The sequence below is a fragment of the Streptomyces sp. NPDC051976 genome (assembly GCF_040680795.1).
Taxonomy (GTDB): domain Bacteria; phylum Actinomycetota; class Actinomycetes; order Streptomycetales; family Streptomycetaceae; genus Actinacidiphila.
Genome location: NZ_JBFAXL010000020.1, coordinates 107858 through 131491, shown reverse-complemented (window position 1 = coordinate 131491; position 23634 = coordinate 107858). Strand labels below are relative to the sequence as shown.

20 protein-coding genes are annotated in these 23634 nt (G+C 70.9%); 15 read left to right on the top strand and 5 right to left on the bottom strand.

From position 1 onward, the window contains the following. The first annotated feature begins 4 nt into the window (after positions 1-4). The 8 genes from murG to AB0M29_RS21130 all read left to right on the top strand — a co-directional run bounded on the left by murG (position 5) and on the right by AB0M29_RS21130 (position 7223). Entirely contained in the window at positions 5-1099 is a 1095-nt protein-coding gene (murG, locus tag AB0M29_RS21165) for an undecaprenyldiphospho-muramoylpentapeptide beta-N-acetylglucosaminyltransferase (RefSeq protein WP_365384648.1), read from the top strand. A 37-nt stretch (positions 1100-1136) separates the two neighbouring features. After that, positions 1137-1967, top strand: coding sequence for an FtsQ-type POTRA domain-containing protein (locus AB0M29_RS21160; RefSeq protein ID WP_365384647.1), 831 nt, complete (start codon positions 1137-1139; stop codon positions 1965-1967). A 249-nt stretch (positions 1968-2216) separates the two neighbouring features. Beyond that, positions 2217-3443 (top strand): cell division protein FtsZ, encoded by a 1227-nt coding sequence (gene ftsZ, locus AB0M29_RS21155; RefSeq protein WP_365384645.1) that lies wholly within the window; start codon positions 2217-2219, stop codon positions 3441-3443. Continuing rightward, on the top strand, positions 3440-4195 hold the full coding sequence (pgeF, locus tag AB0M29_RS21150; protein ID WP_365384643.1) for a peptidoglycan editing factor PgeF: 756 nt from the start codon (positions 3440-3442) through the stop codon (positions 4193-4195). The genes ftsZ and pgeF overlap by 4 nt, the downstream gene beginning before the upstream one ends. A 17-nt stretch (positions 4196-4212) precedes the next feature. After that, positions 4213-4941 carry a YggS family pyridoxal phosphate-dependent enzyme gene (locus tag AB0M29_RS21145; RefSeq protein ID WP_365384678.1) on the top strand — a complete coding sequence of 243 codons (729 nt, stop codon included), beginning with the start codon at positions 4213-4215 and terminating at the stop codon, positions 4939-4941. Positions 4942-5036: 95 nt separating this feature from the next. Beyond that, positions 5037-5654: a cell division protein SepF gene (sepF, locus tag AB0M29_RS21140; protein WP_365384641.1), complete on the top strand. Its 618-nt coding sequence runs from the start codon at positions 5037-5039 to the stop codon at positions 5652-5654. Between the two features lie 62 nt (positions 5655-5716). Continuing rightward, the gene (locus AB0M29_RS21135; RefSeq protein ID WP_365384639.1) at positions 5717-6004 is read left to right on the top strand and encodes a YggT family protein; all 288 of its coding nucleotides are present in this window, start codon (positions 5717-5719) and stop codon (positions 6002-6004) included. A gap of 46 nt (positions 6005-6050) precedes the next feature. Next, positions 6051-7223 (top strand): DivIVA domain-containing protein, encoded by a 1173-nt coding sequence (locus AB0M29_RS21130; RefSeq protein WP_365384637.1) that lies wholly within the window; start codon positions 6051-6053, stop codon positions 7221-7223. Positions 7224-7589: 366 nt separating this feature from the next. Here the strand turns inward: AB0M29_RS21130 and ileS are convergent, their stop codons facing one another. Further along, positions 7590-10736: an isoleucine--tRNA ligase gene (gene ileS, locus AB0M29_RS21125; RefSeq protein ID WP_365384636.1), complete on the bottom strand. Its 3147-nt coding sequence runs from the start codon at positions 10734-10736 to the stop codon at positions 7590-7592. 603 nt (positions 10737-11339) lie between these two features. On the opposite strand from ileS, the gene AB0M29_RS21120 reads away from it, so the two are divergent. From AB0M29_RS21120 to AB0M29_RS21100, 5 genes are all read left to right on the top strand, one after another. Further along, positions 11340-12365 (top strand): TraR/DksA family transcriptional regulator, encoded by a 1026-nt coding sequence (locus AB0M29_RS21120; RefSeq protein ID WP_365384634.1) that lies wholly within the window; start codon positions 11340-11342, stop codon positions 12363-12365. Between the two features lie 85 nt (positions 12366-12450). After that, on the top strand, positions 12451-13041 hold the full coding sequence (gene lspA / locus AB0M29_RS21115) for a signal peptidase II (protein WP_365384633.1): 591 nt from the start codon (positions 12451-12453) through the stop codon (positions 13039-13041). Positions 13042-13108: 67 nt separating this feature from the next. Further along, positions 13109-14050, top strand: a complete 942-nt coding sequence (locus tag AB0M29_RS21110) for an RluA family pseudouridine synthase (RefSeq protein ID WP_365384631.1) — start codon at positions 13109-13111, stop codon at positions 14048-14050. 62 nt (positions 14051-14112) lie between these two features. Next, on the top strand, positions 14113-14523 hold the full coding sequence (locus tag AB0M29_RS21105; RefSeq protein WP_365384676.1) for a GNAT family N-acetyltransferase: 411 nt from the start codon (positions 14113-14115) through the stop codon (positions 14521-14523). A gap of 19 nt (positions 14524-14542) precedes the next feature. Continuing rightward, positions 14543-16132 carry a Na+/H+ antiporter gene (locus AB0M29_RS21100; protein WP_365384629.1) on the top strand — a complete coding sequence of 530 codons (1590 nt, stop codon included), beginning with the start codon at positions 14543-14545 and terminating at the stop codon, positions 16130-16132. Positions 16133-16165: 33 nt separating this feature from the next. Here the strand turns inward: AB0M29_RS21100 and AB0M29_RS21095 are convergent, their stop codons facing one another. Continuing rightward, positions 16166-17272 (bottom strand): mechanosensitive ion channel domain-containing protein, encoded by a 1107-nt coding sequence (locus tag AB0M29_RS21095; protein ID WP_365384627.1) that lies wholly within the window; start codon positions 17270-17272, stop codon positions 16166-16168. Between the two features lie 55 nt (positions 17273-17327). Here AB0M29_RS21095 and AB0M29_RS21090 point away from each other — a divergent pair, with 55 nt between their 5' ends. Beyond that, positions 17328-17933 (top strand): dienelactone hydrolase family protein, encoded by a 606-nt coding sequence (locus AB0M29_RS21090; RefSeq protein ID WP_365384625.1) that lies wholly within the window; start codon positions 17328-17330, stop codon positions 17931-17933. 46 nt (positions 17934-17979) lie between these two features. Here AB0M29_RS21090 and AB0M29_RS21085 read toward each other — a convergent pair whose 3' ends face one another. Then, entirely contained in the window at positions 17980-18780 is an 801-nt protein-coding gene (locus tag AB0M29_RS21085) for a thioredoxin domain-containing protein (RefSeq protein ID WP_365384623.1), read from the bottom strand. 61 nt (positions 18781-18841) lie between these two features. After that, a complete protein-coding gene (locus tag AB0M29_RS21080) occupies positions 18842-19519 on the bottom strand; it encodes a hypothetical protein (RefSeq protein ID WP_365384621.1) in 678 nt (225 codons plus the stop codon). A gap of 202 nt (positions 19520-19721) precedes the next feature. On the opposite strand from AB0M29_RS21080, the gene dnaE reads away from it, so the two are divergent. After that, complete coding sequence (gene dnaE / locus AB0M29_RS21075; protein WP_365384619.1) at positions 19722-23273, top strand: DNA polymerase III subunit alpha; 3552 nt, start codon at positions 19722-19724, stop codon at positions 23271-23273. 72 nt (positions 23274-23345) lie between these two features. Here dnaE and AB0M29_RS21070 read toward each other — a convergent pair whose 3' ends face one another. After that, on the bottom strand, positions 23346-23516 hold the full coding sequence (locus AB0M29_RS21070) for a hypothetical protein (protein WP_365384617.1): 171 nt from the start codon (positions 23514-23516) through the stop codon (positions 23346-23348). Positions 23517-23634 lie beyond the last annotated feature (118 nt).

Genomic DNA, 23634 nt, shown 5'->3' with positions numbered 1-23634 from the left:
TTCGGTGCATGTCGTACTCGCCGGTGGGGGGACCGCCGGCCACATCGAGCCTGCGCTCGCGCTCGCCGATGCCCTGCGCAGGCAGGACCCGACCGTGGGCATCACGGCACTGGGCACCGAGAAGGGCCTGGAGACCAGACTGGTGCCGGAACGCGGCTATGAACTGGCGCTGATCCCCGCCGTACCGCTGCCGCGCCGCCCCACCCCCGAGCTGATCACCGTCCCCGGACGGCTGCGCGGCACCATCAAGGCCGCCGAGCAGATCCTGGAACGCACCAAGGCCGACTGCGTCGTCGGCTTCGGCGGCTACGTCGCGCTGCCCGGCTATCTGGCCGCCAAGCGGCTCGGTGTGCCGATCGTCGTCCACGAGGCCAACGCCCGGCCGGGCCTGGCCAACAAGATCGGCTCCCGCTACGCCCACGCGGTCGCCGTCTCCACCCCGGACAGCAAGCTGCGCGACGCCCGCTACATCGGCATCCCGCTGCGCCGCTCGATCGCCACCCTGGACCGCGCCGCCGCCCGCCCCGAGGCCCGGCACGCCTTCGGCCTCGACCAGAACCTGCCCACCCTGCTGGTCTCCGGCGGCTCCCAGGGCGCCCGGCGGCTCAACGAGGTGATCGCCACGGTCGCCCCGCGCCTGCAGCAGTCCGGCGTCCAGATCCTGCACGCGGTCGGCCCCAAGAACGAGATCCCGCGGTCCGACAACATGCCCGGCATGCCGCCGTACCGCCCGGTGCCGTACGTCGACCGGATGGATCTCGCCTACGCCGCCGCCGACATGATGCTCTGCCGCGCCGGCGCGATGACGGTCGCCGAACTGTCCGCGGTCGGGCTGCCCGCCGCGTACGTCCCGCTGCCGATCGGCAACGGCGAACAGCGGCTCAACGCGCAGCCGGTGGTCAAGGCGGGCGGCGGTCTACTCGTCGACGACGCCGAACTCACCCCCGATTGGGTACTGGGCAACGTACTGCCCGTACTGACCGATCCGCACCGGCTCTACGACATGTCGCGCGCCGCCGCCGAGTTCGGCCGCCGCGACGCGGACGACCTGCTGGTCGGCATGGTGTACGAGGCGGTGGCCGCCCGCCGGGCACGATAGGTCCGAGTACCGGGGACCAACACACGGGAGGACCGACGTGACCGGACCGGGAGCCGGAGCCAAGTCCGCGGTGCGCGGCGCCCTCGGCAGGCCCGGGGCGGTGGACGGCGGGCGGCGCCCGGCCGGTCCGCCGTCGCGGCTGCCGCGGCTGACCCTTCCCGGACCGCTGCCGCGGCGCACCGTGCTCATCGCGCTGGTGGCGCTCACCGTGCTGGTCGCGGGCGGCACCTGGGCGGTCTACGGATCCTCCTGGTTGCGTGCCACCCGGGTGTCCGTCAGCGGCGGCCAGGTGCTGACGGCCGCCCAGATCGAGAAGGCCGCCGCCGTACCGCTGGGCGGCCCGCTGATGTCGGTGGACACCGGCGCGGTCCGCAAGCGGCTGCTCGCTGCCCTGCCGCGGATCGACCACGCGGACGTGGAACGCTCGTGGCCGCACACGATCAGCGTGAAAGTGACCGAACGCAGGGCGTCGGCGGCACTGAAAAGCGGCGGGAAGTTCATCGAAGTGGACCCGGGGGGTGTGCGATTCGCGACAGTCGATCACGCGCCGGCCGGCGTACCGCTGGTGCAATTGGCCGCGCCGCCCTCGGCGAGCCTGCGGGTGTTCGGAACAAAGCGGTTGCTGCAGGCCGCCATTGCGGTCTCCGCCGATCTTCCCCGGTCATTGCGCGGTCAGGCGACCGCGATCGTGGTCCGCTCGTACGACGCCGTCACCGTCGAACTCTCGGGCGGACGGAGCGTGATGTGGGGCAGCGCGGAGGACGGCGGGGCCAAGTCGGCGGCGCTCGCCGCGCTCCTGAAGGCCGAGCCGCACGCCTCGCACTTCGACGTCAGCGCACCCAGCGCTCCTGCGGCTTCGGGGAGTTGACGTCCCAAATGACGGAGTTCGACCCCTGGTTCCGCAACCCGGCACGTGATCACATAGGGTCAAAAGAAAAACGGGAGGTTCGGCGTGTTCGTTGAACCGCCACCGCTTGTCGACTTAGTGTCTCGTCCCAAGGAACACATGGGACAGGCATACTGGTAACCCTAAACCTCATGGTTAGGGTTCGGAACGGCACCGGCGAGCGTACCGACCGTCCCACCGATACGTAACTCGAGGCGAGAGGCCTTCGACGTGGCAGCACCGCAGAACTACCTCGCAGTCATCAAGGTCGTCGGAATCGGCGGCGGTGGCGTCAACGCCATCAACCGGATGATCGAGGTCGGTCTCAAGGGCGTCGAGTTCATCGCGATCAACACCGATGCGCAGGCCCTCCTGATGAGCGACGCCGACGTCAAGCTCGACGTCGGCCGGGAACTGACCCGCGGACTCGGCGCGGGCGCCAACCCCGACGTCGGCCGCAAGGCCGCCGAGGACCACCGCGAGGAGATCGAAGAGGTGCTCAAGGGCGCCGACATGGTCTTCGTGACGGCGGGTGAGGGCGGCGGCACCGGCACCGGCGGCGCGCCCGTGGTGGCCAACATCGCCCGCTCGCTGGGCGCCCTGACGATCGGGGTGGTCACCCGCCCCTTCACCTTCGAGGGCCGCCGCCGCGCCAACCAGGCCGAGGACGGCATCGCCGGCCTGCGGGAGAACGTCGACACCCTCATCGTCATCCCCAACGACCGGCTGCTGTCCATCTCGGACCGCCAGGTCAGCGTGCTCGACGCGTTCCGCTCCGCCGACCAGGTGCTGCTCTCCGGTGTGCAGGGCATCACCGACCTCATCACCACCCCCGGCCTCATCAACCTGGACTTCGCCGACGTGAAGTCCGTGATGAGCGAGGCGGGTTCCGCCCTCATGGGCATCGGTTCGGCCCGCGGCGACGACCGGGCGGTCGCCGCCGCGGAGATGGCCATCTCCTCGCCGCTGCTGGAGGCGTCGATCGACGGCGCCCGCGGGGTGCTGCTGTCCATCTCGGGCGGCTCCGACCTCGGCCTGTTCGAGATCAACGAGGCGGCCCAGCTCGTCAGCGAGGCCGCGCACCCCGAGGCCAACATCATCTTCGGCGCGGTCATCGACGACGCCCTCGGCGACGAGGTGCGGGTCACCGTCATCGCCGCCGGGTTCGACGGCGGCCAGCCGCCGCCGAAGGGCAGCCGCGACAAGGTGCTCGGCGCCTACCGGGACGAGGCCGCGAACAGCGGCGCCAGGCCCGCGCAGCCCGAGGTGCCGCGCCCGGCCACGCCGTCCTTCGGCGGGCTCGGCAGCGTGCCGGTGGCGTCGTCGGACCGCGACGCCGACAGCGAGCCGGCCGCGGAGATGCCGCAGACCCCGGTCGCCCCGCCGCACGTCCCGCCCGCCCGTCCGTACCAGGACTCGGCAGCCGAGGAACTCGACGTCCCCGACTTCCTGAAGTGATAGGACACCGCCACGCGGTGGACGGCGCGCACTTCGCATTCACCGACAGGTGGGGCGGGGTGAGCGCCGTTCCCTATGACAGCCTCAACCTCGGTGGCGCGGTGGGCGACGACGCCGCCGCGGTCCGCGCCAACCGCGGCCTCGCCGCCGCCGCGCTCGGCCGCGACCCGTCCCGGGTGGTCTGGATGAACCAGGTGCACGGCCGCGACGTCGCGGTCGTCGAGGCCCCCTGGGGCGACGACGGCGCGAGCGAGGCGGAACGCGTCCCCTCGGTCGACGTGCTCGTCACCGCCCGCGCCGACCTCACCCTCGGCGTGCTGACCGCCGACTGCGTACCGGTGCTGCTCGCCGACCCGGTCGCCCGGGTCGTCGCCGCGGCGCACGCGGGCCGCCCCGGGCTCGTGCTCGGCGCCGTGCCCGCCGCGATCGAGACGATGATCACACTCGGCGCCCAGCCGGGCCGGATCACCGCCGTCCTCGGCCCCTCGGTCTGCGGACGGTGCTACGAGGTGCCCGCCGCGCTGCGCGACGAGGTCGCGGCCGTGGTCCCCGAGGCGTACGCGGAGACGAGCTGGGGCACACCGGCCGTCGACGTCGCCGCCGGAGTGCGGGCACAGCTCTCGCGCGCCGGAGTGCGGGCGGACGGCGCGCCCGCGCCGTGCACCCTCGAATCCAAGGACCACTTCTCCTACCGCCGCGAGCGCGTCACCGGACGGCTCGCCGGATATGTCTGGCTGGACGGCGCCGCGTGACCGACTCCCCGCACCCGATGACCGATCCGGGCGCGAGATCCGCCCAACTCGCGGCCAATCTCGACCGGGTGGAGACCCGTATCGCCGCGGCCTGCGAGGCGGCCGGACGGGACCGCAAGGAGGTGACCCTCGTGGTGGTCACCAAGACCTATCCGGCGAGCGACGTCCGGCTGCTGGCCGGACTCGGCGTCCGGCACGTCGCGGAGAACCGCGACCAGGACGCGGCCCCCAAGGCGGCCGCCTGCGCCGATCTCCCGCTGAGCTGGCACTTCGTGGGGCAGCTGCAGACCAACAAGGCCCGTTCCGTGGTCCGTTACTCTGATCATGTGCACTCGGTCGACCGGCTCAAGCTGGTCGGCGCGCTGTCGCACGCGGCAACCGCCGCGGGCCGGCAGCTCGGGTGCCTCGTCCAGGTCGCCCTGGACGCGGAGTCGGGCACCCAGGGGGAGCGCGGCGGGGTCGCCCCCGACGCGGTCGCCTCGCTCGCCGACGCGATCGCGGCGGCCGACGGACTGCGCCTCGACGGCCTGATGACCGTCGCGCCGCTGGCCGGGGCATACGCGGGCCAACCCCGCGCCGCCTTCGATCGGTTGATGGAAATCTCATCCGGCCTGCGCGAGACTCATCCGGCTGCGAACATGGTCTCGGCAGGGATGAGCCAGGACCTCGACGAAGCCGTGGCGGCCGGGGCGACACATGTACGCGTCGGAACGGCGGTACTCGGAGTCCGTCCCGGGCTCCGGTAACGTCACCAAACAAGTCGGACCACAGCATAAATATGGTGTGGCGGCCGTCCCGCGAGGCGGCCGAGGACCGCAACCCCGCTGAGAGGACGCAGAGCATGGCCGGCGCGATGCGCAAGATGGCGGTCTACCTCGGCCTCGTGGAGGACGACGGGTACGACGGGCCGGGATTCGATCCAGAGGACGAGTTCGAGCCCGAGATGACCGCGCCGCCCGCCGCACGGGCAGCGGAACCCGAGCGTGCCGCTCCCCGCCGCCCGCACGGCCAGCTTCAGCAGAGCCAGCACCAGCCGCCGCAGGACGAGCCGGCGCGTCTCGTACACGCCCCCGCGCCCCGCGAGCCGCGGATCGCCCCCGTGGCGTCCATCACACCCGAACGTCACAGCCTGGAGAAGAACGCACCGGTGATCATGCCCAAGGTCGTGTCAGAGCGCGAGCCCTATCGGATCACGACGCTCCACCCCCGGACGTACAACGAAGCCCGTACCATCGGGGAACACTTCCGTGAGGGTACGCCGGTGATCATGAACTTGACGGAGATGGACGACACAGACGCAAAGCGACTTGTCGACTTCGCCGCCGGCCTGGTCTTCGGCCTTCACGGGAGCATCGAGCGGGTGACGCAGAAGGTCTTCCTCCTGTCGCCTGCTAACGTCGATGTCACGGCGGAGGACAAAGCCCGAATCGCCGAGGGCGGGTTCTTCAACCAGAGCTAGCCAGCCGCAACCGTAGAGCCCGGCCGCCAGGCCGACGACGAGCAGGGGAGAGGGGAAGCGCGATGAGTGTCGCACTCCAGGTGCTGTACATCGCGTTGTACTGCTTCCTGTTCGTGCTGATCTTCCGATTGGTGATGGATTACGTCTTCCAGTTCGCCCGTTCGTGGCACCCTGGGAAGGCGATGGTGGTGGTCCTCGAGGGCACCTACACTGTCACCGATCCGCCACTCAAGCTTCTGCGGCGGTTCATCCCGCCGCTACGTCTCGGGGGCGTGGCGCTCGACCTGTCCTTCTTCGTATTGATGATCATCGTGTACATCCTGATCTCCGTCGTTGGGGGCTTGATGTGAACGGTGCGGGCTCCCGATATGTCGACGATCACGTTGAGGTGAAGAGATGCCGCTGACCCCCGAGGACGTTCGGAACAAGCAGTTCACGACCGTCCGCCTCCGAGAGGGCTATGACGAGGATGAGGTCGACGCCTTCCTCGACGAAGTGGAGGCGGAGCTGACCCGATTGCTCCGCGAGAACGAGGATCTGCGGGCCAAACTGGCCGCAGCCACTCGTGCCGCTGCCCAGAACCAGCAGCAGGGCATGCGCAAGCCGGAGCAGCAGGACCGTCCGGTCCCCGCTGCCATATCCGGACCGCAGCCGGTGCCGCAGCAGCAGATGGGCCCGCCGCAGCAGCAGGGCGGCATGCCGCAGCTGCCGCCCGGCCCCAGCGCCCAGCAGCAGCACGGCCCCGGTCCGATGCAGCAGATGGGCCAGCACCCGATGCAGCAGCAGGGTCCGGGCCCGATGGGCCAGCACCCGATGCAGCAGGGGCCCGGTCCGATGGGCCAGCACCCGATGCAGCAGCAGCACCCCATGCAGCAGCCGATGCAGCAGCAGGGTCCCGGTGGCGACAGCGCCGCCCGCGTCCTCTCGCTCGCCCAGCAGACCGCCGACCAGGCGATCGCCGAGGCGCGTTCCGAGGCCAACAAGATCGTCGGTGAGGCCCGCAGCCGCGCCGAGGGTCTGGAGCGGGACGCCCGTGCCAAGGCGGACGCGCTGGAGCGGGACGCGCAGGAGAAGCACCGTGTGGCGATGGGCTCCCTGGAGTCCGCCCGCGCCACGCTGGAGCGCAAGGTCGAGGACCTGCGCGGCTTCGAGCGCGAGTACCGCACGCGGCTGAAGTCCTACCTGGAGTCGCAGCTGCGTCAGTTGGAGAACCAGGCCGACGACTCGCTCGCCCCGCCGCGTACGGCTCCGGCCGCACCGTCCCTCCCGGCCGCGTCCACCATGGGCGGCTCGATGGGCGGCGGCACCATGGGTGGATCCATGGGCGCCGGTATGGGCAACGGCATGGCTCCCGCCGGTGCGGGTGCGATGGGCCACTCCGGCTCCGCGCCCTCCTACGGTGGCCAGAGCATGGGTGGGCACACGCCCGGCCCGACGTACGGCGGCCAGCAGCAGATGTCGCCCGCGATGACGCAGCCGATGGCGCCGGTGCGGCCGCAGGCGCCGCAGCCGATGCAGCAGGCGCCGACGCCGATGCGGGGCTTTTTGATCGACGAGGACGACAACTGATCGCCTGCCGCTAGGCGCACGCACCACCAAGGGCCGGGCCCCCGGGGAATCCTTTTTCCCCGCGGGGCCCGGCCCTTTGCCCTTCCCCGCCCGCCCGCCCCCTTGTCCTCAAGCGCCGGACCGGCTGGAATGTGCTTCCGGCCGGAAGGGACCGAGGCCCGAAGGGGCGCGGGGAACTGCGCGAGCAACCCACCACCGGCCGGTGGTCCGGCAACGACAGCGACTGCCCCTCCGGGTCGGTGGTCCCCCGCCGGTGCGCGGTGGCCGCTCGCGCAGTTCCCCGCGCCCCTGACGGGGCACCTCCGTCCCCCGGGCACACAACATTCAGCCCGCGCGGCGTTTGAGCGCCAAGGGCGGGGGGTGGGGTCAGGACTTGGTGAGGTGGAAGGTGAGGCCGAGGGTGGGGTCGGTGAAGGCGGGGCCGAAGGTCGCGTCGGGGGCGTCCTCGGTGAAGGTGAGGGCGAGGACTTCCTCGGAGATGAGGGCGGCGTGCGCCCGGAGCGCGTCGGAGAGTTCGGCGTCGGTGGACTGCCACCGGACCGCGATCCGGTCCGCCACATCGAGCCCCGAATTCTTGCGCGCTTCCTGGATCAGCCGGATCGCGTCCCGCGCGAGCCCCGCGAGCCGCAGTTCGGGCGTGATCTCCAGGTCGAGCGCGACCGTCGCCCCGGAGTCGGACGCCACCGACCACCCCTCACGCGGGGTCTCGGTGATGATGACCTCCTCCGGCGCGAGCGCCACGGTCTCGCCGTCGACCTCGACGGCCGCCGTCCCGTCCCGCAGCGCCGCGGACAGCGCCGCCGCGTCCGCCGCCGCGACCGCCGCCGCGACCGCCTGCACGCCCTTGCCGAACCGCTTCCCCAGCGCCCGGAAGTTCGCCTTGGCGGTGGTGTCGACCAGCGAGCCGCCGACCTCGGAGAGCGAGGCCAGCGAGCTGACGTTCAGCTCCTCGGTGATCTGGGCGCGGAGCTGCTCGGAGAGCCCCTCGAAGCCCGCGGCCGCGACGAGCGCCCGGGAGAGCGGCTGCCGCGTCTTGACCCCGGACTCCGCGCGGGTCGCGCGGCCCAGCTCGACCAGCCGCCGTACCAGCTGCATCTGCTCGGACAGCCCGGCGTCGATCCGGCTGTCGTCCACGAGCGGCCAGCTCGCCAGGTGGACGGAGTCCGGCGCGTCGGGGACGACCGGCACCACCAGGTCCTGCCAGACCCGCTCTGTGATGAACGGCACAAGCGGCGCCATGAGCCGCGTGACCGTCTCCACCACGTCGTGCAGGGTGCGCAGCGCCGCCGCGTCGCCCTGCCAGAACCGGCGGCGGGAGCGCCGCACGTACCAGTTCGACAGGTCGTCGACGAAGCCGGACAGCAGCTTGCCCGCGCGCTGGGTGTCGAAGGTCTCCAGTGCGGCGGTGACATCGCGCACCAGTACGTTCAGCTCGCCGACCAGCCAGCGGTCGAGCAGCGGCCGGTCCTCGACCGCCGGGTCCGCCGCGCTGGGCGCCCAGCCGGACGTACGGGCGTACAGCGCCTGGAAGGCGACCGTGTTCCAGTACGTGAGGAGCGTCTTGCGGACGACCTCCTGGATCGTGGAGTGGCCGACCCGGCGGGCCGACCAGGGCGAGCCGCCGGCCGCCATGAACCAGCGCACCGCGTCCGCGCCGTGCTGGTCCATGAGTGGGATCGGCTGCAGGATGTTGCCCAGGTGCTTGGACATCTTGCGGCCGTCCTCGGCGAGGATGTGGCCGAGGCAGACCACGTTCTCGTACGACGACTTGTCGAAGACCAAGGTGCCGACCGCCATCAGCGTGTAGAACCAGCCGCGGGTCTGGTCGATCGCCTCGGAGATGAACTGCGCGGGGTACGTCCGCTCGAAGACGTCCTTGTTGCGGTACGGGTAGCCCCACTGCGCGAACGGCATCGACCCCGAGTCGTACCAGGCGTCGATCACCTCGGGCACCCGGGTCGCGGTGCCGCCGCAGGTCGGGCAGGCGAAGGTGACCTCGTCGATGTACGGGCGGTGCGGGTCGAGCCCCGACTGGTCGCTGCCGGTCAGCTCGCCGAGTTCGGTGAGCGAGCCGACGCAGGTCAGATGGTCGTCCTCGCAGCGCCAGATCGGCAGCGGGGTGCCCCAGTAGCGGTTGCGGGACAGGGCCCAGTCCACGTTGTTGTTGAGCCAGTCGCCGAAGCGGCCGTGCTTGACGGACTCCGGGTACCAGTTGGTGCGCTCGTTCTCCCGCAGCATCGCGTCCTTGACCGCGGTGGTGCGGATGTACCAGGACGGCTGCGCGTAGTAGAGCAGCGCGGTGTGGCAGCGCCAGCAGTGCGGATAGCTGTGCTCGTACGGCACGTGCCGGAACAGCCGCCCGGTGGCCTGGAGTTCGGCCACCAGCGCCTCGTCGGCCTTCTTGAAGAAGATCCCGCCGACCAGCGGGACGTCCGGCTCGAAGGTGCCGTCGGGGCGGATCGGGTTGACGACGGGCAGGCCGTACGCCCGGCAGGTCTTGAGGTCGTCCTCACCGAAGGCGGGGGACTGGTGGACCAGTCCGGTGCCGTCCTCGGTGGTCACGTAGTCGGCGTTGAGCACGTAGTGCGCGTCGGGGATGTCGACATACGTGAACGGCCGCTCGTACGACCAGCGTTCCATCTCGCGGCCGGTGAAGGTCCGCCCGGTGGCGGTCCAGCCCTCGCCCAGCGCCTTGCCCAGCAGCGGCTCGGCGACGACGAGCTGCTCGGTGCCGTCGGTGGCGACCACATAGGTCACGTCGGGGTGCACGGCGACGGCGGTGTTGGAGACCAGCGTCCAGGGGGTGGTCGTCCAGACCAGCAGCGCGGCCTCGCCGGCCAGCGGGCCGCCGGTCAGCGGGAAGCGGACGAAGACCGAGGGGTCGACGATCGTCTCGTAGCCTTGCGCCAGCTCGTGGTCGGACAGGCCGGTCTGGTCGCGCGGGCACCAGGGGGCGACGCGGTAGTCCTGGACCAGCAGGCCCTTGTCGAAGATCTGCTTCAGCGACCACCACACGGACTCCACGTACTCGGGGTCCATGGTGCGGTAGGCGTCGTCCAGGTCGACCCAGTACCCCATGCGGTGGGTCAGCTCGGTGAAGGCGTCGGTGTGCCGGGTCACCGACTCACGGCACTTCGCGTTGAACTCGGCGATGCCGTACTTCTCGATGTCCTGCTTGCCGGTGAAGCCCAGCTCCTTCTCCACCGCCAGCTCGACCGGCAGGCCGTGGCAGTCCCAGCCGGCCTTGCGGGTCACATGGTGGCCCTGCATGGTCTTGAAGCGCGGGAAGACGTCCTTGAAGACCCGGGCCTCGATGTGGTGGGCGCCGGGCATGCCGTTGGCGGTCGGCGGACCCTCGTAGAAGACCCAGTCGGGGCGGCCCACGGTCTGCTCCAGCGAGCGGGCGAAGGTCTTCCGCTCGGTCCACAGGTCGAGCACCTCGTGCTCGAGGGCGGGCAGGTCGACCTGGGCGGGTACCTGGCGGTACTGCGGCTGCGGGGTCTGCGGGCTCATCAGGGCATTTCCTCCGGCGGACACTGACGCTGGTGCGTTCCGTCGGAGGGACGAGAGCGAGCGCTCCCGCGGTACCACCCTCCTTGGCGGCGGGAAAATCCCACCGCCCCCTCATTGGGGCAGCGACGCCGGTTCTACGGCCCGGGAGGCGCGCACGCACACGCAGGCCCCACGGGTTTTCCTCCGGCGGCTCCGGGGTGATCTTCACGTCGCGCACACCCCCGGGCTTCCACCGGCCCCGGGTCGCTCTCGGCTGCGTGCGGCGCTACTCGTCCCATCCACGCCTTTCGCTGCGCCCAGTGTACGGGGCGGCAGGCGGCGCGGAGGAACGCTTTTCCCGGGCGCCGCCCGCCGGGCGGGGCCGGCCGGCGGCTGACCCGAATGCCCTGCTCCGCGCGCCGTCCGCGCGGCCGTCACGCATCGTTACCGCCATGGACCGGAATACCTGGCGGTGAGCTGGGCACAACGGATGGCAGACCTGCCTGCCCCGCGGGGCGGATCGGTCGGTCAGGCAGCGCGCCCCGTTTGCCGCGGGTCCGGAGCCGATTTACCGTTTCCGGCACGATTCGCGAACAAGATCACAGATGTGAAGGGGTCGCGGCCATGGTCGTGAAGAAGCCGCCCGCGGCGCCACGGGCGAAGAAGTCCTCGCCGAAGAAGGCGGCAGCGGGCAAGAAGGCGGCAGCGGCCGGGAAGGCCCCGGCCAAGAAGACCGCGGCCAAGGCGCCGGCGAAGAAGGCACCGGCGAAGAAGGCACCGGCGAAGAAGGCGGCGGCGAAGAAGGCGGCGGGCAAGAAAGCGGTGCCCGCGAAGGCGGTGGCCAAGAAGGCCGCCGCCAAGAAGACGGCGGGCACCGCCAAGAAGACCGCGGCCGGGAAACCGGCGGCGAAGAAGACGGCCGCGAGCAGCACGGCGGCCCCCAGCACCGCCGCCAGGAAGCCTGCGGCGGCCAAGAAGGTGCCGGTCAAGAAGACGGCACCGCCGAAGAAGACGGCACCCGCGAAGAAGGTGGCGGCCAAGAAGCAGGCGGCGGCCGGGCGGACGGCGTCCAAGAAGACGGCGTCGTCCACCGGGACGGCGCCGGCGTCGGGCAGGGACGGTTCGGCCGGGAAGGCCGGGACGGCGAAAAGGAAGACGGGAGCCAGCAAGGTGGTTGCGAAGAAGACCGCGGCGAGCACGGCCGCGACCACGGGGGCCGCGTCCGCGGTACCCGCAGCGCGCGCCGCCGCGGAGCCCGGCGTCCTCGCCGTACTCCCCGGCGAGGAGCCGTGGACGGCCGAGGAGGTGGCCGAGGCCAGAAACGAGCTCCAGACCGAGGTGGAGCGGTACGAAGCGGAGATCACCTCGTCCGAGGCGGCCGTCGCGGGCCTGCTGCGGGACTCCGGTGACGGGGCGGGCGACGACGAGGCCGACACCGGCACCAAGAACATCACCCGCGAGTACGAGCTGGCGCTGGCCGCCAACACCCGCGAGATGCTGACGCAGGCCCGGCACGCGCTGGAACGCCTGGACGAGGGCACGTACGGCCGCTGCGAGTCCTGCGGCAACCCCATCGGCAAGGCCAGGACGCAGGCGTTCCCGCGAGCCACCCTGTGCCTGGACTGCAAGCAGCGACAGGAGCGGCGCTGACCGGTCGTACGGGTGTGCCGTACCCTCGTCATCAGTCAGGATTTCGGCCTGGCGGGCACGGAGCACAAAGGGCTGAGGGACTCACGTGACGGAAGCGGAGCGCACCATCACCACGCCGGACGAGACACCGGGACAGACGCCTGACCCGGCTGTCGCCCCGGAGCAGCAGGACGAGCCCGCCCCGCCGCCGCGCAGGCGGCGGGTGCCCATCCTGCTGGGGGTGGCGGCGCTCGCCTACGCGCTCGACCTGCTCTCCAAGATCTGGGTCGTGAAGCGTCTCGAGGGCCGTGACGCGATCGACGTCTTCGGCCACTACCTGCGGCTGGACGCGATAAGGAACGCGGGCGCGGCCTTCGGTCTCGGCCAGGGCATGACGATCGTGTTCACGCTGATCGCGCTCGGCGTGATCGTGGTGATCGCCCGGCTGTCCCGCCGCCTCTACAGCCTGCCCTGGGCGATCGCGCTGGGCCTGCTGCTCGGCGGCGCCTTCGGCAACCTCACCGACCGGGTCTTCCGCGCCCCCGGCGGCTTCCAGGGCCGTGTGGTGGACTTCATCGCCCCGGCCCACTTCGCGGTCTTCAACCTCGCCGACTCCGCGATCTGCTGCGGCGGCGTCCTCATCGTCCTGCTCTCCTTCCGCGGCGTGGACCCGGACGGCACCGTCCACCGGGACTGACCCCTCCGGGGCGGGCACTCGGTCGGCCCGGGACGGGAGGGTCCTCGCGGTCCGGCATACTCGACTGGTGAGTACCCTTCCCGAGGTTCGTTCCCTGCCCGTGCCCGATGGCCTGGAAGGCGAGCGTGTCGACGCCGCCATCGCCCGTATGTTCGGATTCTCGCGGACCAAGGCCGCCGAGCTGGCCGCGGCGGGGAAGGTCTCGATCGACGGGTCGGCCGCGGGCAAGTCCGAGCGGGTGCACGGCGGTGCCTGGCTGGAAGTCGAGATGCCCGCGGCGCCCGCGCCCGTGCAGATCGTCGCCGAGCCCGTCGAGGGCATGGAGATCATCCATGACGACGACGACGTCGTGGTCATCGTGAAGCCCGTCGGGGTGGCCGCCCACCCGAGCCCCGGCTGGACCGGCACCACCGTGATCGGCGGCCTCGCCGCCGCCGGGTACCGCATCTCCACCTCGGGCGCCGCCGAGCGCCAGGGCATCGTGCACCGCCTCGACGTCGGCACCTCGGGCCTGATGGTGGTCGCCAAGTCCGAGCGCGCGTACACCCTGCTCAAGGCGCAGTTCCGGGACCGGGTCGTGGACAAGCGCTACCACGCCCTGGTGCAGGGCCACCCCGACCCGATGAGCGGCACCATCGACGCGCCGATCGGCCGCCACCCGCAGCACGACTACAAGTGGGCGGTCGTCGCCGACGGCAAGGCGTCCGTGACGCACTACGACCTCATCGAGGCGTTCCGCTCCGCCAGCCTGCTCGACATCAAGCTGGAGACCGGCCGCACCCACCAGATCCGGGTGCACATGTCCGCGCACCGCCACCCCTGCGTCGGTGACCTCACCTACGGCGCCGACCCCACGATCGCCAAGCGGCTCGGCCTGACCAGACAGTGGCTGCACGCGATGCGGCTGGGCTTCGAGCACCCGTCCGACGGGAGCTGGGTGGAGTTCGAGAGCGCGTACCCGCAGGACCTCCAGCACGCGCTGGACGTGATCCGCGCGGACAGCGAGTGACCGCCGGCGCCACCGTGCCCGTGCCCGCCGTGCGGATCGTGGCCGCCGACGACCCGGCGGCGATGGCCGCGGTGCACGCGATACGCCACGAGGTCTTCGTCGTCGAGCAGGACGTCCCCGCCGACCTGGAGTGGGACGGCAAGGACGACCGGGCCGTGCACGTACTCGCCGAGGGCGCCGGGACCGGGCGGCTGCTGCTCGGTGAGGACGCGGCGAAGAAGAACGGCGGCGACCCGCGGACCGCGGTGCTCGGCAGGCTCGCCGTGCTCCCGGGCGCCCGCGGCAACGGCACCGGGGCCCGGCTGGTGCGCGCCCTGGAGGACGAGGCCCGCCGCCTCGGCCTCGACGGCGTCTACCTGGAGGCCCAGGTGCACGCGATCGCCTTCTACGAGCGGCTCGGCTACACCGCCTTCGGCCCGGAGTTCCAGGACGCGGGAATCGCCCACCGCGCCATGCGGCGGTCGCTGCGCTGAAGCGTGACAACCTGGCGCGGTGGATCAGCTCGCGCTCTTCTTCACCCTCATGCTCGCGGCCATCATCGTGGTGCCGCTCGGCGACCGGGTGGGGCTGCCGTCACCGGTGCTGATGACGCTGCTCGGCGGCGTGCTCGCGGCCGTGCCGCAGGTGCCCAACGTGCAGATCGAACCCGACCTGATCCTGCCGCTGGTGCTGCCGCCGCTGCTCTACGCCTCCGTGCAGCGCACCTCCTGGCGGCAGTTCGCGGCCAACAGGCGCGCCATCTTCCTGCTCGCGGTGGCCCTGGTCTTCGTCACCACGGCCGCCGTCGCCGCGGTCGCCGACGCGGTGGTGCCGGGCATCACGGTGGCCGGGGCCCTCGCGCTCGGCGCCCTGGTCGCGCCGCCCGACCCGGTGGCCGCCACCGCGGTGGCGGGCAGCCTGGGCCTGCCGCGCCGCATGGTCTCCATCCTGGAGGGCGAGGGGCTCTTCAACGACGTGACCGCGATCGTGCTGTACCACGTGGCGATCGCCGCGGCGGTGTCCGGCAACTTCTCCGCCCCGCACGCCGTGCTCGAACTCGTGCTCTCCGGTGTCGTCGCCGTGGCCGTCGGCCTGGCCCTCGGCTGGGCGGCGAACCAGCTGATGGGCATCGTCGGCGACCCGACGCTGCAGATCGGCCTGTCACTGCTGGTGCCCTTCGCCTCGTACGCGCTCGCCGAGGCCCTCGGCGGCTCCGGGGTGCTCGCCGTCCTCACCACCGCGCTGTTCCTGGCCGAGTACGCCTTCGAGGCCGACGACGTGACGGCCCGGCTGGCGGGCAGCACCTTCTGGGAGATCGTCGACACCCTCGTCACGGGGATCGCCTTCGGGCTGATCGGCCTGGAGCTGCACAACGTCTTCCGGGTCGGCACGGGCAACTGGGGGCCGATGCTGCGGCACGCGGGGCTGGTGGTCGCCGTCGTCGTCGGCGTACGGCTGCTGTACCTGCTGCCCGCCTCGTGGATCGCCCGCAAGCTGCACAAGCTGCGGGACGTGGCCGAGGACATCCCGATGACCTGGCGGGAGACCGTCATCATGTGGTGGGCGGGGATGCGCGGGGTGGCGTCCGTGGCGCTGGCGCTGGCCATCCCGCTGACCACCGACGACCACGACCCGTTCCCGGCCCGCGCCGAGATCCTCTTCATCGCCTTCGCGGTGGTGCTCGCCACCCTCGTCGTCCAGGGCCTCACCCTGCCCTGGCTGGTGCGGCGGCTCGGCGTCAGCGGCGACATCGAGGCCGAGCACGACCTGGAGCGGATGCTCGCACTGCGGGCGATGAACGCCGCCAAGGTCAGGCTGCGCGACATCGAAGCGGTCGAGACGCTCAGCGAGGAGCTGTCGGAGGTGCTGCACCGGCGGGCGTTCGACCTCGGCGCCAGGATCTGCCCGGACATCGTCGACGACGAGCGGCGCGAGAGCCATGCCAAGCGGGTCAAGCGGCACAAGGCAGTCCGCCGGATCCAGGACGAGATGATGTCGGCCGCCCGGCACGAGGTGCTCTCCGCGCGCAGCGAGCCGGGCTACGACCCGGAGGTCGTCGACCGGGTGCTGCGCCAGCTCGACCTGCGCTCGATGCGCGGCTGACACCGCGGCGCGAGCCGTTGCCCCCGGTACGACCTAGCGCGCCCCTGGCCCCGGCCCGAGGTCCTTGGCATCCGGCGGCGGCGCGGCGGGCCGGTCCTGGCCCTCCTCGTGCCCGGGCGCGGTCGCCGTGCTGACCCGCGGCAGCGCGTACGGGTGCTCGCAGCGCAGCCAGTCGATCAGCTGCTCGCGGACCAGGCAGCGCAGGTTGAAGATGTCGTCGGAGTCCTTGGCGGTGACCAGCGCCCTGACCTGGATGGTGGTCGGCGTCGTGTCGATGACCACCAGGCCCCACGCCCTGCGGTCCCACTCCGAGGTCTCCTCCAGGATCTCGAAGAGCCGCTTGCGCAGCAGGCCCATGGGCGTGGCGTGGTCGAGGTGCAGCAGCACGGTGCCGGTCATCCGCGGGTCGCCGCGCGACCAGTTCTCGAACGGCTTGCTGGTGAAGTACGACACCGGCATCGTGATCCGCCGCTCGTCCCAGGTGCGGACGCTCAGATAGGTCAGGGTGATCTCCTCCACCAGACCCCACTCGCCGTCCACCACCACGGTGTCGCCGATCCGCACCATGTCGCCGAAGGCGATCTGCAGCCCGGCGAAGAGGTTGCCCAGCGTGGACTGCGCCGCGACACCGGCGACGATGCCGATGATGCCCGCGGACGCCAGCATCGACGCCCCGACGGTGCGCATGGCGGGGAACGTGAACAGCATCGACGCGACCGCGATCACCGCCACGATCGCGGTGAGCACCCGCTGTATCAGGGTGAGCTGGGTGCGCAGCCGCCGGATCTTGGCGACATCGCGGGAGGTGGCCGCGTACCGGGCGTAGGAGGAGTCGGTCACCGCGGCGGCGACCCGGACCACCAGCCAGCCCGACGCGGCGATCAGCACCAGGACCAGCAGCTGCCCGACCCCGGCCGCGTGATCGTCGGCCAGGTGCCCGGCGTGGTAGCCGCCGCGCAGTATCGCCGTGAGGATCACCACCTGCAGCGGGACGCCGCAGCGCCGCAGCAGCCCCCACAGCGGGGTCTCCGGGTGCTTGGCGTCCATCCGGCGCAGCGACCGGTCCACGGCCCACCCCGCGGCCAGCGACAGCAGGACCGCCGCCCCGACGACGATCAGCGGTCGCAGCGCGCCGCCCATGTGCGTTCACCTCGGCTCATTCGCGAAATGCGGCGCCGCGGCGCCGCCTGGCACCATGGTCGCGTACCCGAACACCCCGAACGAAGGCAGTGTTGTGACGATCGTCCTGTTCCACTCCGCGTGCGGGCTGCGCCCCGCGGTGCACACCGCCGCCGACCGGCTCCGTGCCACCGGGCACGAGGTGCACGTACCCGACCTCTACGACGGCCGCACCGCGCCGACCGTGGAGGAGGGCATGGCGATCAGGGACGAGATCGGCAACGACGAGCTGCTGCGCCGGGCCATCGTCGCCGCCGCGCCCTTCTCGGCGCGGGGCCTGGTCTACGCGGGCCTGTCCCTGGGCGGCTCCCTCGCCCAGAACCTGGCCCTGGGCGACGAGAACGCCCGCGGCCTGCTCCTGCTGCACGGCACCTCGGACATCGCCGAAGGCGCCGCCACCGACATCCCCGTACAGCTCCACGTGGCCGACCCCGACCCCTTCGAGACCGAGGACTGGCTGAACACCTGGTACCTGGGGATGCGCAAGGCCGGGGCCGATGTGGAGATCCACCGCTACCGCGGCGCGGGCCACCTCTACACCGACCCCGAGCTGCCGGACTACGACGCGGAGGCGGCGGAGCGGACCTGGGCGATCGCCGCGGACTTCCTCGGGGAGCTCTGAGACCCGCTCCCCCGGGGAAGCCGCGGCGGCCGGTGCCTCGCGGCGGCTACTTCTTGAGCTTGGCCTCGATCGCGGACATCACGTCCGTGGAGGAGAGCCCGGGAACCTTGACGTCCGCGTCGTTCACCTTGACGGTCGGCGTCGCGGTGACGCCGCTCTTGTCGAAGGCTGAGCTCATCGTCAGCGCCCACTTGTCGAAGGTGCCCTTCTTCACCGCGTCGGAGAACTTGGCGTTGCCCTTGAGCGCCGGGACCTCCTGCGCCAGCGCGATCAGGTGGTCGGCGTCGTTGAAGGCGTCGTTCGTCTCCTCGGGGTGGTCGGCCTTGCTGTAGAGCACCTTGTGGTACGCGGTGAACGCGTCGGTGGACACGTTCAGGGCCGCGCCCAGCGCGCTGAGGGCCTTCTTCGAACCGGAGCCGGGGGACTGGCCGTTGTCGAGGAAGGTGCCGAAGGTGTAGACGATCTTGTACTTGCCGTCCTGCGCGCCCTTGAGCACCGCGTCACCGGCGGCCTGCTCGTAGGCGGCGCAGACCGGGCAGCGCAGATCCTCGTACTCCGCGACGGTGTTCTTGTTGGCCGCGTCGCCGACGACGACCTGGGTGCCGTTGGTGCCCGAGCTGTTGGCGGGCTTGACCAGCGTCTTCTTCGCCGCCGCCTGCCAGTAGCTGTCCTTGTTCATCTGGTTGACGGCGACCGCGACACCGCCGGCTATCGCCAGCAGGGCGACCACGCCGCCGCCGACCATCAACTGGCGGCGCACCTTGGCGCGCTTCGCCTCCTTCTCGCGCTGGATACGCAGCCGCTCGCGGGCGGCGTCCTTGGCGGCCTTGCTGTTCCTGCTGCTCATGGGGGATCTCCGTGGGTACGCAAAGGTGGTGTGGGTGAAATTCCGTGCCGGTCCGCCAGGGTCAGGCGGCGGCCAGGACGGGGGGACCACGGCGTACGACCGCGTGCAGCAGCGGGAGGGTGGAGACGGCGGCGACCGCGGTGTGGGCCGGGCCGACCGGGCGGCGCGGCGGGAGGTGCGCGGCGGTACGGGCGGCGGCGGTCGCCAGGCGCAGCGGGCGGAAGGCGGCGGCCGCCACCACACGCAGCACCCGGTGCAGCGCGGCCTCACCGCGGCGCAGCCACCAGGACGCGGCCAGGCCGACCGTGACGTGCACGGCCAGCAGCAGCCACGGCAGGGCGGTGGACGGCAGCGCGGGCGCCGCGGCGCCGCCGGGCATCGCGCCGAGCTTGGGGCCGACCTGTCCTCCGCTGCACAGGAACGCCTCGTGGAACGACCACCACGAGCCGGTCACCGGGCCGCCGGACGGCCCGTAACACGCCTGCTGGCCCGCGGTGAAGACGGTGTCGGTGGCCAGCTCAAGCGGCACCATCAGGGCGGCGATCGGCCAGAAGCCGCGCTCCCGGCGGCCGCCCAGCAGATAGGCCAGCGTGAAGATGGCGGCGACCGCGCCCGCGACCACGGGCAGCGGCAGCGGCGACCGGGACAGCAGGATGTGGGAGGTGGTGGACATGGTGACGCACAGCGCGGCGAACAACCCCGCCCGCACCACTCTCAGTCCCGTCCCGGCCCGCTCCATAGGGGCTCAGTGTGCCACGGGCGCTCGCACAGTTGTCTATGAGCCGCATGAGAATCGGTCAGGGTCCGGGACGGCGGCTTCCGGGCCCCGATACGGCGCCCGCGCGGGGCGATCCGCCCGCCGTGCGGGACGGTGTCCGAGCGGAGTCGTAGACTCGCCAACGCCGCCAGAAGACCCGCGCTCGCCGGAGGTATTCCCACCCGTGACCGAACAGCCCTTCGCTCATCTCCATGTCCACACCCAGTACTCGCTGCTGGACGGAGCGGCGAGATTGAAGGACATGTTCAAGGCGTGCAACGAGATGCAGATGAGTCATGTGGCCATCACGGACCACGGCAACCTGCACGGGGCGTACGACTTCTTCCACCAGGCCAAGGCGGCCGGGGTCACGCCGGTGATGGGGATCGAGGCGTATCTGGCGCCCGAGTCGCGGCGGTACAACAAGCCGGTCAAGTGGGGCGCCCCGCACCAGAAGCGCGACGACATCTCGGGCGCGGGCGCGTACACGCACATGACGATCTGGGCGCGGAACGCCACCGGGCTGCACAATCTGTTCCGTGCCCAGTCCCGGGCCGCCTTCGAGGGCTACTTCCGCAAGCCGCGCATGGACCGCGAGCTGCTCAGCGAGTACGCCGAGGGCATGATGGGCACCACCGGCTGCCCGTCGGGCGAGGTCTCCACCCGGATCAGGCTCGGGCAGATGGACGAGGCGATCAAGGCCGCCTCCGAGTACCAGGACATCTTCGGCAAGGAGAACTTCTTCGTCGAGATCATGGACCACGACATCGACATCGACCGCCGGGCACGGGACGGCCTGATGGAGATCTCGAAGAAGCTCGGCGCGCCCTTCGTGGTCACCAACGACTCGCACTACACGTACGCCACGGAGTCCTCGGCGCACGACACGCTGCTGTGCATCCAGACCGGGTCGAACATGTCGGACCCGGACCGCTTCAAGTTCGACGGCAGCGGCTACTACCTGAAGTCGGCCGCCGAGATGTACGCGATCGACACCTCGGACGCGTGGCAGGAGGGCTGCCGCAACAGCCAGCTCCTGATCGCCGACCGGGTCGACACCACCGGCATGTTCGAGACCAAGAACCTGATGCCGCGGTTCGACGTGCCCGAGGGCTACACCGAGGTGACCTGGTTCCGCGAGGAGGTCGCCCGCGGCATGGCCCGGCGCTTCCCCGGCGGCATCCCCGAGGACCGGCAGAAGCTCGCCGACTACGAGATGGACACCATCGTGCAGATGGGGTTCCCCGGTTACTTCCTGGTGGTCGCGGACTTCATCATGTGGGCGAAGAACAACGGCATCGCGGTCGGCCCCGGCCGAGGCTCCGCGGCCGGTTCGATCGTCGCCTACGCGATGGGCATCACCGACCTCGACCCGGTCCCGCACGGGCTGATCTTCGAGCGGTTCCTCAACCCCGAGCGCGTGTCCATGCCCGATGTCGACATCGACTTCGACGAGCGCAGGCGCGGCGAGGTCATCCGCTACGTGACGGAGAAGTACGGCTCCGACAAGGTCGCGCAGATCGCCACCTACGGCACCATCAAGGCCAAGGCCGCGATCAAGGACTCGGCCCGCGTGCTGGGCTACCCGTTCTCCATGGGCGACCGGATCACCAAGGCGATGCCCGCCGACGTCCTCGGCAAGGGCATCCCGCTGTCCGGCATCACCGACAAGGAGCACCCCCGCTACAGCGAGGCGGGCGAGGTCCGGGCGATGTACGAGAACGAGCCGGACGTCACCAAGGTGATCAACTCGGCCAAGGGCATCGAGGGCCTGGTCCGGCAGATGGGCGTGCACGCGGCCGGCGTCATCATGTCCGCCGAGCCGCTGATCGACCATGTGCCGATCTTCTCGCCGAAGAACGACGGCGCGGTCGTCACGCAGTGGGACTACCCGAGCTGCGAGTCGCTCGGCCTGCTCAAGATGGACTTCCTCGGCCTGCGCAACCTGACGATCATGGACGACGCCGTCAAGTCCATCAAGGCCAACAAGGGCATCGACATCGACCTGCTGGCGCTGCCGCTGGACGACCCGAACACCTACGCCCTGCTCGGCCGCGGCGACACCCTCGGCGTCTTCCAGTTCGACGGCGGCCCGATGCGCTCGCTGCTGCGCATGATGAAGCCCGACAACTTCGAGGACATCTCCGCCGTCTCCGCGCTGTACCGGCCGGGTCCGATGGGCATGAACTCGCACATCAACTACGCGCTGCGCAAGAACAAGCAGCAGGAGATCACCCCGATCCACAAGGAGCTGGAAGAGCCGCTCCGCGAGGTCCTGGACATCACCTACGGCCTCATCGTGTACCAGGAGCAGGTGCAGAAGGCCGCCCAGGTGCTCGCCGGGTACTCCCTGGGCCAGGCCGACCTGCTGCGCCGCGCGATGGGCAAGAAGAAGAAGGAGGTCCTCGACAAGGAGTTCATCCCCTTCCAGGCGGGCATGCGGGAGCGGAACTACTCCGACGAGGCCATCCAGGCCGTGTGGGACGTACTGGTCCCCTTCGCCGGATACGCCTTCAACAAGGCGCACTCCGCCGCGTACGGCCTGGTCTCCTACTGGACCGCGTATCTGAAGGCCAACTACCCGGCCGAGTACATGGCGGGCCTGCTGACCTCGGTCAAGGACGACAAGGACAAGATGGCGCTCTATCTCAACGAGTGCCGCCGGATGGGCATCAAGGTGCTGCCGCCGGACGTCAACGAGTCCAACGCTAACTTCACGCCGCGCGGCGACGACACGATCGTCTTCGGCCTCACCGCCGTCCGCAACGTGGGGCAGAACGTGGTGGAGTCCGTGGTCAAGTGCCGCAAGGCCAAGGGCCGGTACGCCTCCTTCCCCGACTTCCTCGACAAGGTCGAGGTCGTGGTCTGCAACAAGCGCACCGTCGAGTCGCTGATCAAGGCCGGCGCCTTCGACGAGATGAAGCACACCCGGCGCGGCCTCACCGAGCACTTCGAGTCGATGATCGACAACGTGGTGCAGGTCAAGCGCAAGGAGGCCGAGGGCCAGTTCGACCTCTTCGGCGGGATGGGCGACGGCGACGACACCCCGGCCTTCGGGATGGACGTGGTCTTCTCCGACATCGAGTGGGACAAGACGTACCTGCTCGCGCAGGAGCGCGAGATGCTCGGGCTCTACGTCTCCGACCACCCGCTGTTCGGTATCGAGCACATCCTCAACGACAAGACCGACGCGGCCATCGCCGCGCTCGCCGGGGACTACTCGGACGGCGCGATCGTCACCATCGGCGGCATCATCTCCGGGCTGCAGCGGAAGATGACCAAGCAGGGCAATGCCTGGGCGATCGCCACCGTGGAGGACCTGGCGGGCTCGGTGGACTGCATGTTCTTCCCCGCCACCTACCAGCTCGTCTCGACCCAGCTGGTCGAGGACGCGGTGGTCTTCGTCAAGGGGCGGCTCGACAAGCGCGAGGACATCCCGCGGCTGGTCGCGATGGAGCTGATGGTGCCCGACCTCACCGACGTCGGCACCAACGCGCCGGTGATGATCTCCATCCCGACGGTCAAGGTCACCCCGCCGCTGGTGGCCAGGCTCGGCGAGGTGCTGGCCAGCCACAAGGGCAACACCGAGGTGCGGGTGAAGCTGCAGGGCGTGCGCAGTACGACGGTGCTGCGGCTCGACCGGCACCGGGTGACCGCGGACCCCTCGCTCTTCGGCGACCTCAAGGCGCTGCTCGGCCCGGCCTGCCTGGGCGCCGCCCAGCAGCAGGCGGGCTGACCCGGACCCGGCACCGGGCACGACCGCGGGGGCGCTCCTTCCGGAGCGCCCCCGCGTCTTTCGCGGCGCGGATCAGTTGTGGCCGAACCTCCGCTGCTGTTTACGCGAGACCTGCTGCGAGGAGGGCATTATCTGCTCCTCGGCCGCGGAGCTCTTCGCCTGTTCCTGAGCCTCCATGGCGCCGGTGCGCGCCCGCTCCTGCTGGTGCTCACGCTGACGGTTCTGGTTCTTGTGCTTAGCCACGATCGTTCCTCCTAGTGGGGGTACGTGGACGATGGGCCGCCATCAGACTTGCACGGGAGTACGAAGGGCGCATTTCGGGCACTTGCCTTGGTAAGCAGGCAGAAAAGTGACGACCGCC

Coding starts and splice junctions, on each gene's coding strand:
- AB0M29_RS21080 (WP_365384621.1), bottom strand. CDS start 19,519: ATGGAGCGGGCCGGGACGGGACTGAGAGTGGTGCGGGCGGGGTTGTTC.
- sepF (WP_365384641.1), top strand. CDS start 5,037: ATGGCCGGCGCGATGCGCAAGATGGCGGTCTACCTCGGCCTCGTGGAG.
- AB0M29_RS21095 (WP_365384627.1), bottom strand. CDS start 17,272: ATGGGCGGCGCGCTGCGACCGCTGATCGTCGTCGGGGCGGCGGTCCTG.
- AB0M29_RS21085 (WP_365384623.1), bottom strand. CDS start 18,780: ATGAGCAGCAGGAACAGCAAGGCCGCCAAGGACGCCGCCCGCGAGCGG.
- AB0M29_RS21135 (WP_365384639.1), top strand. CDS start 5,717: ATGAGTGTCGCACTCCAGGTGCTGTACATCGCGTTGTACTGCTTCCTG.
- AB0M29_RS21105 (WP_365384676.1), top strand. CDS start 14,113: ATGGCCGCGGTGCACGCGATACGCCACGAGGTCTTCGTCGTCGAGCAG.
- ileS (WP_365384636.1), bottom strand. CDS start 10,736: ATGAGCCCGCAGACCCCGCAGCCGCAGTACCGCCAGGTACCCGCCCAG.
- AB0M29_RS21120 (WP_365384634.1), top strand. CDS start 11,340: ATGGTCGTGAAGAAGCCGCCCGCGGCGCCACGGGCGAAGAAGTCCTCG.
- AB0M29_RS21130 (WP_365384637.1), top strand. CDS start 6,051: ATGCCGCTGACCCCCGAGGACGTTCGGAACAAGCAGTTCACGACCGTC.
- AB0M29_RS21145 (WP_365384678.1), top strand. CDS start 4,213: ATGACCGATCCGGGCGCGAGATCCGCCCAACTCGCGGCCAATCTCGAC.
- AB0M29_RS21090 (WP_365384625.1), top strand. CDS start 17,328: ATGGTCGCGTACCCGAACACCCCGAACGAAGGCAGTGTTGTGACGATC.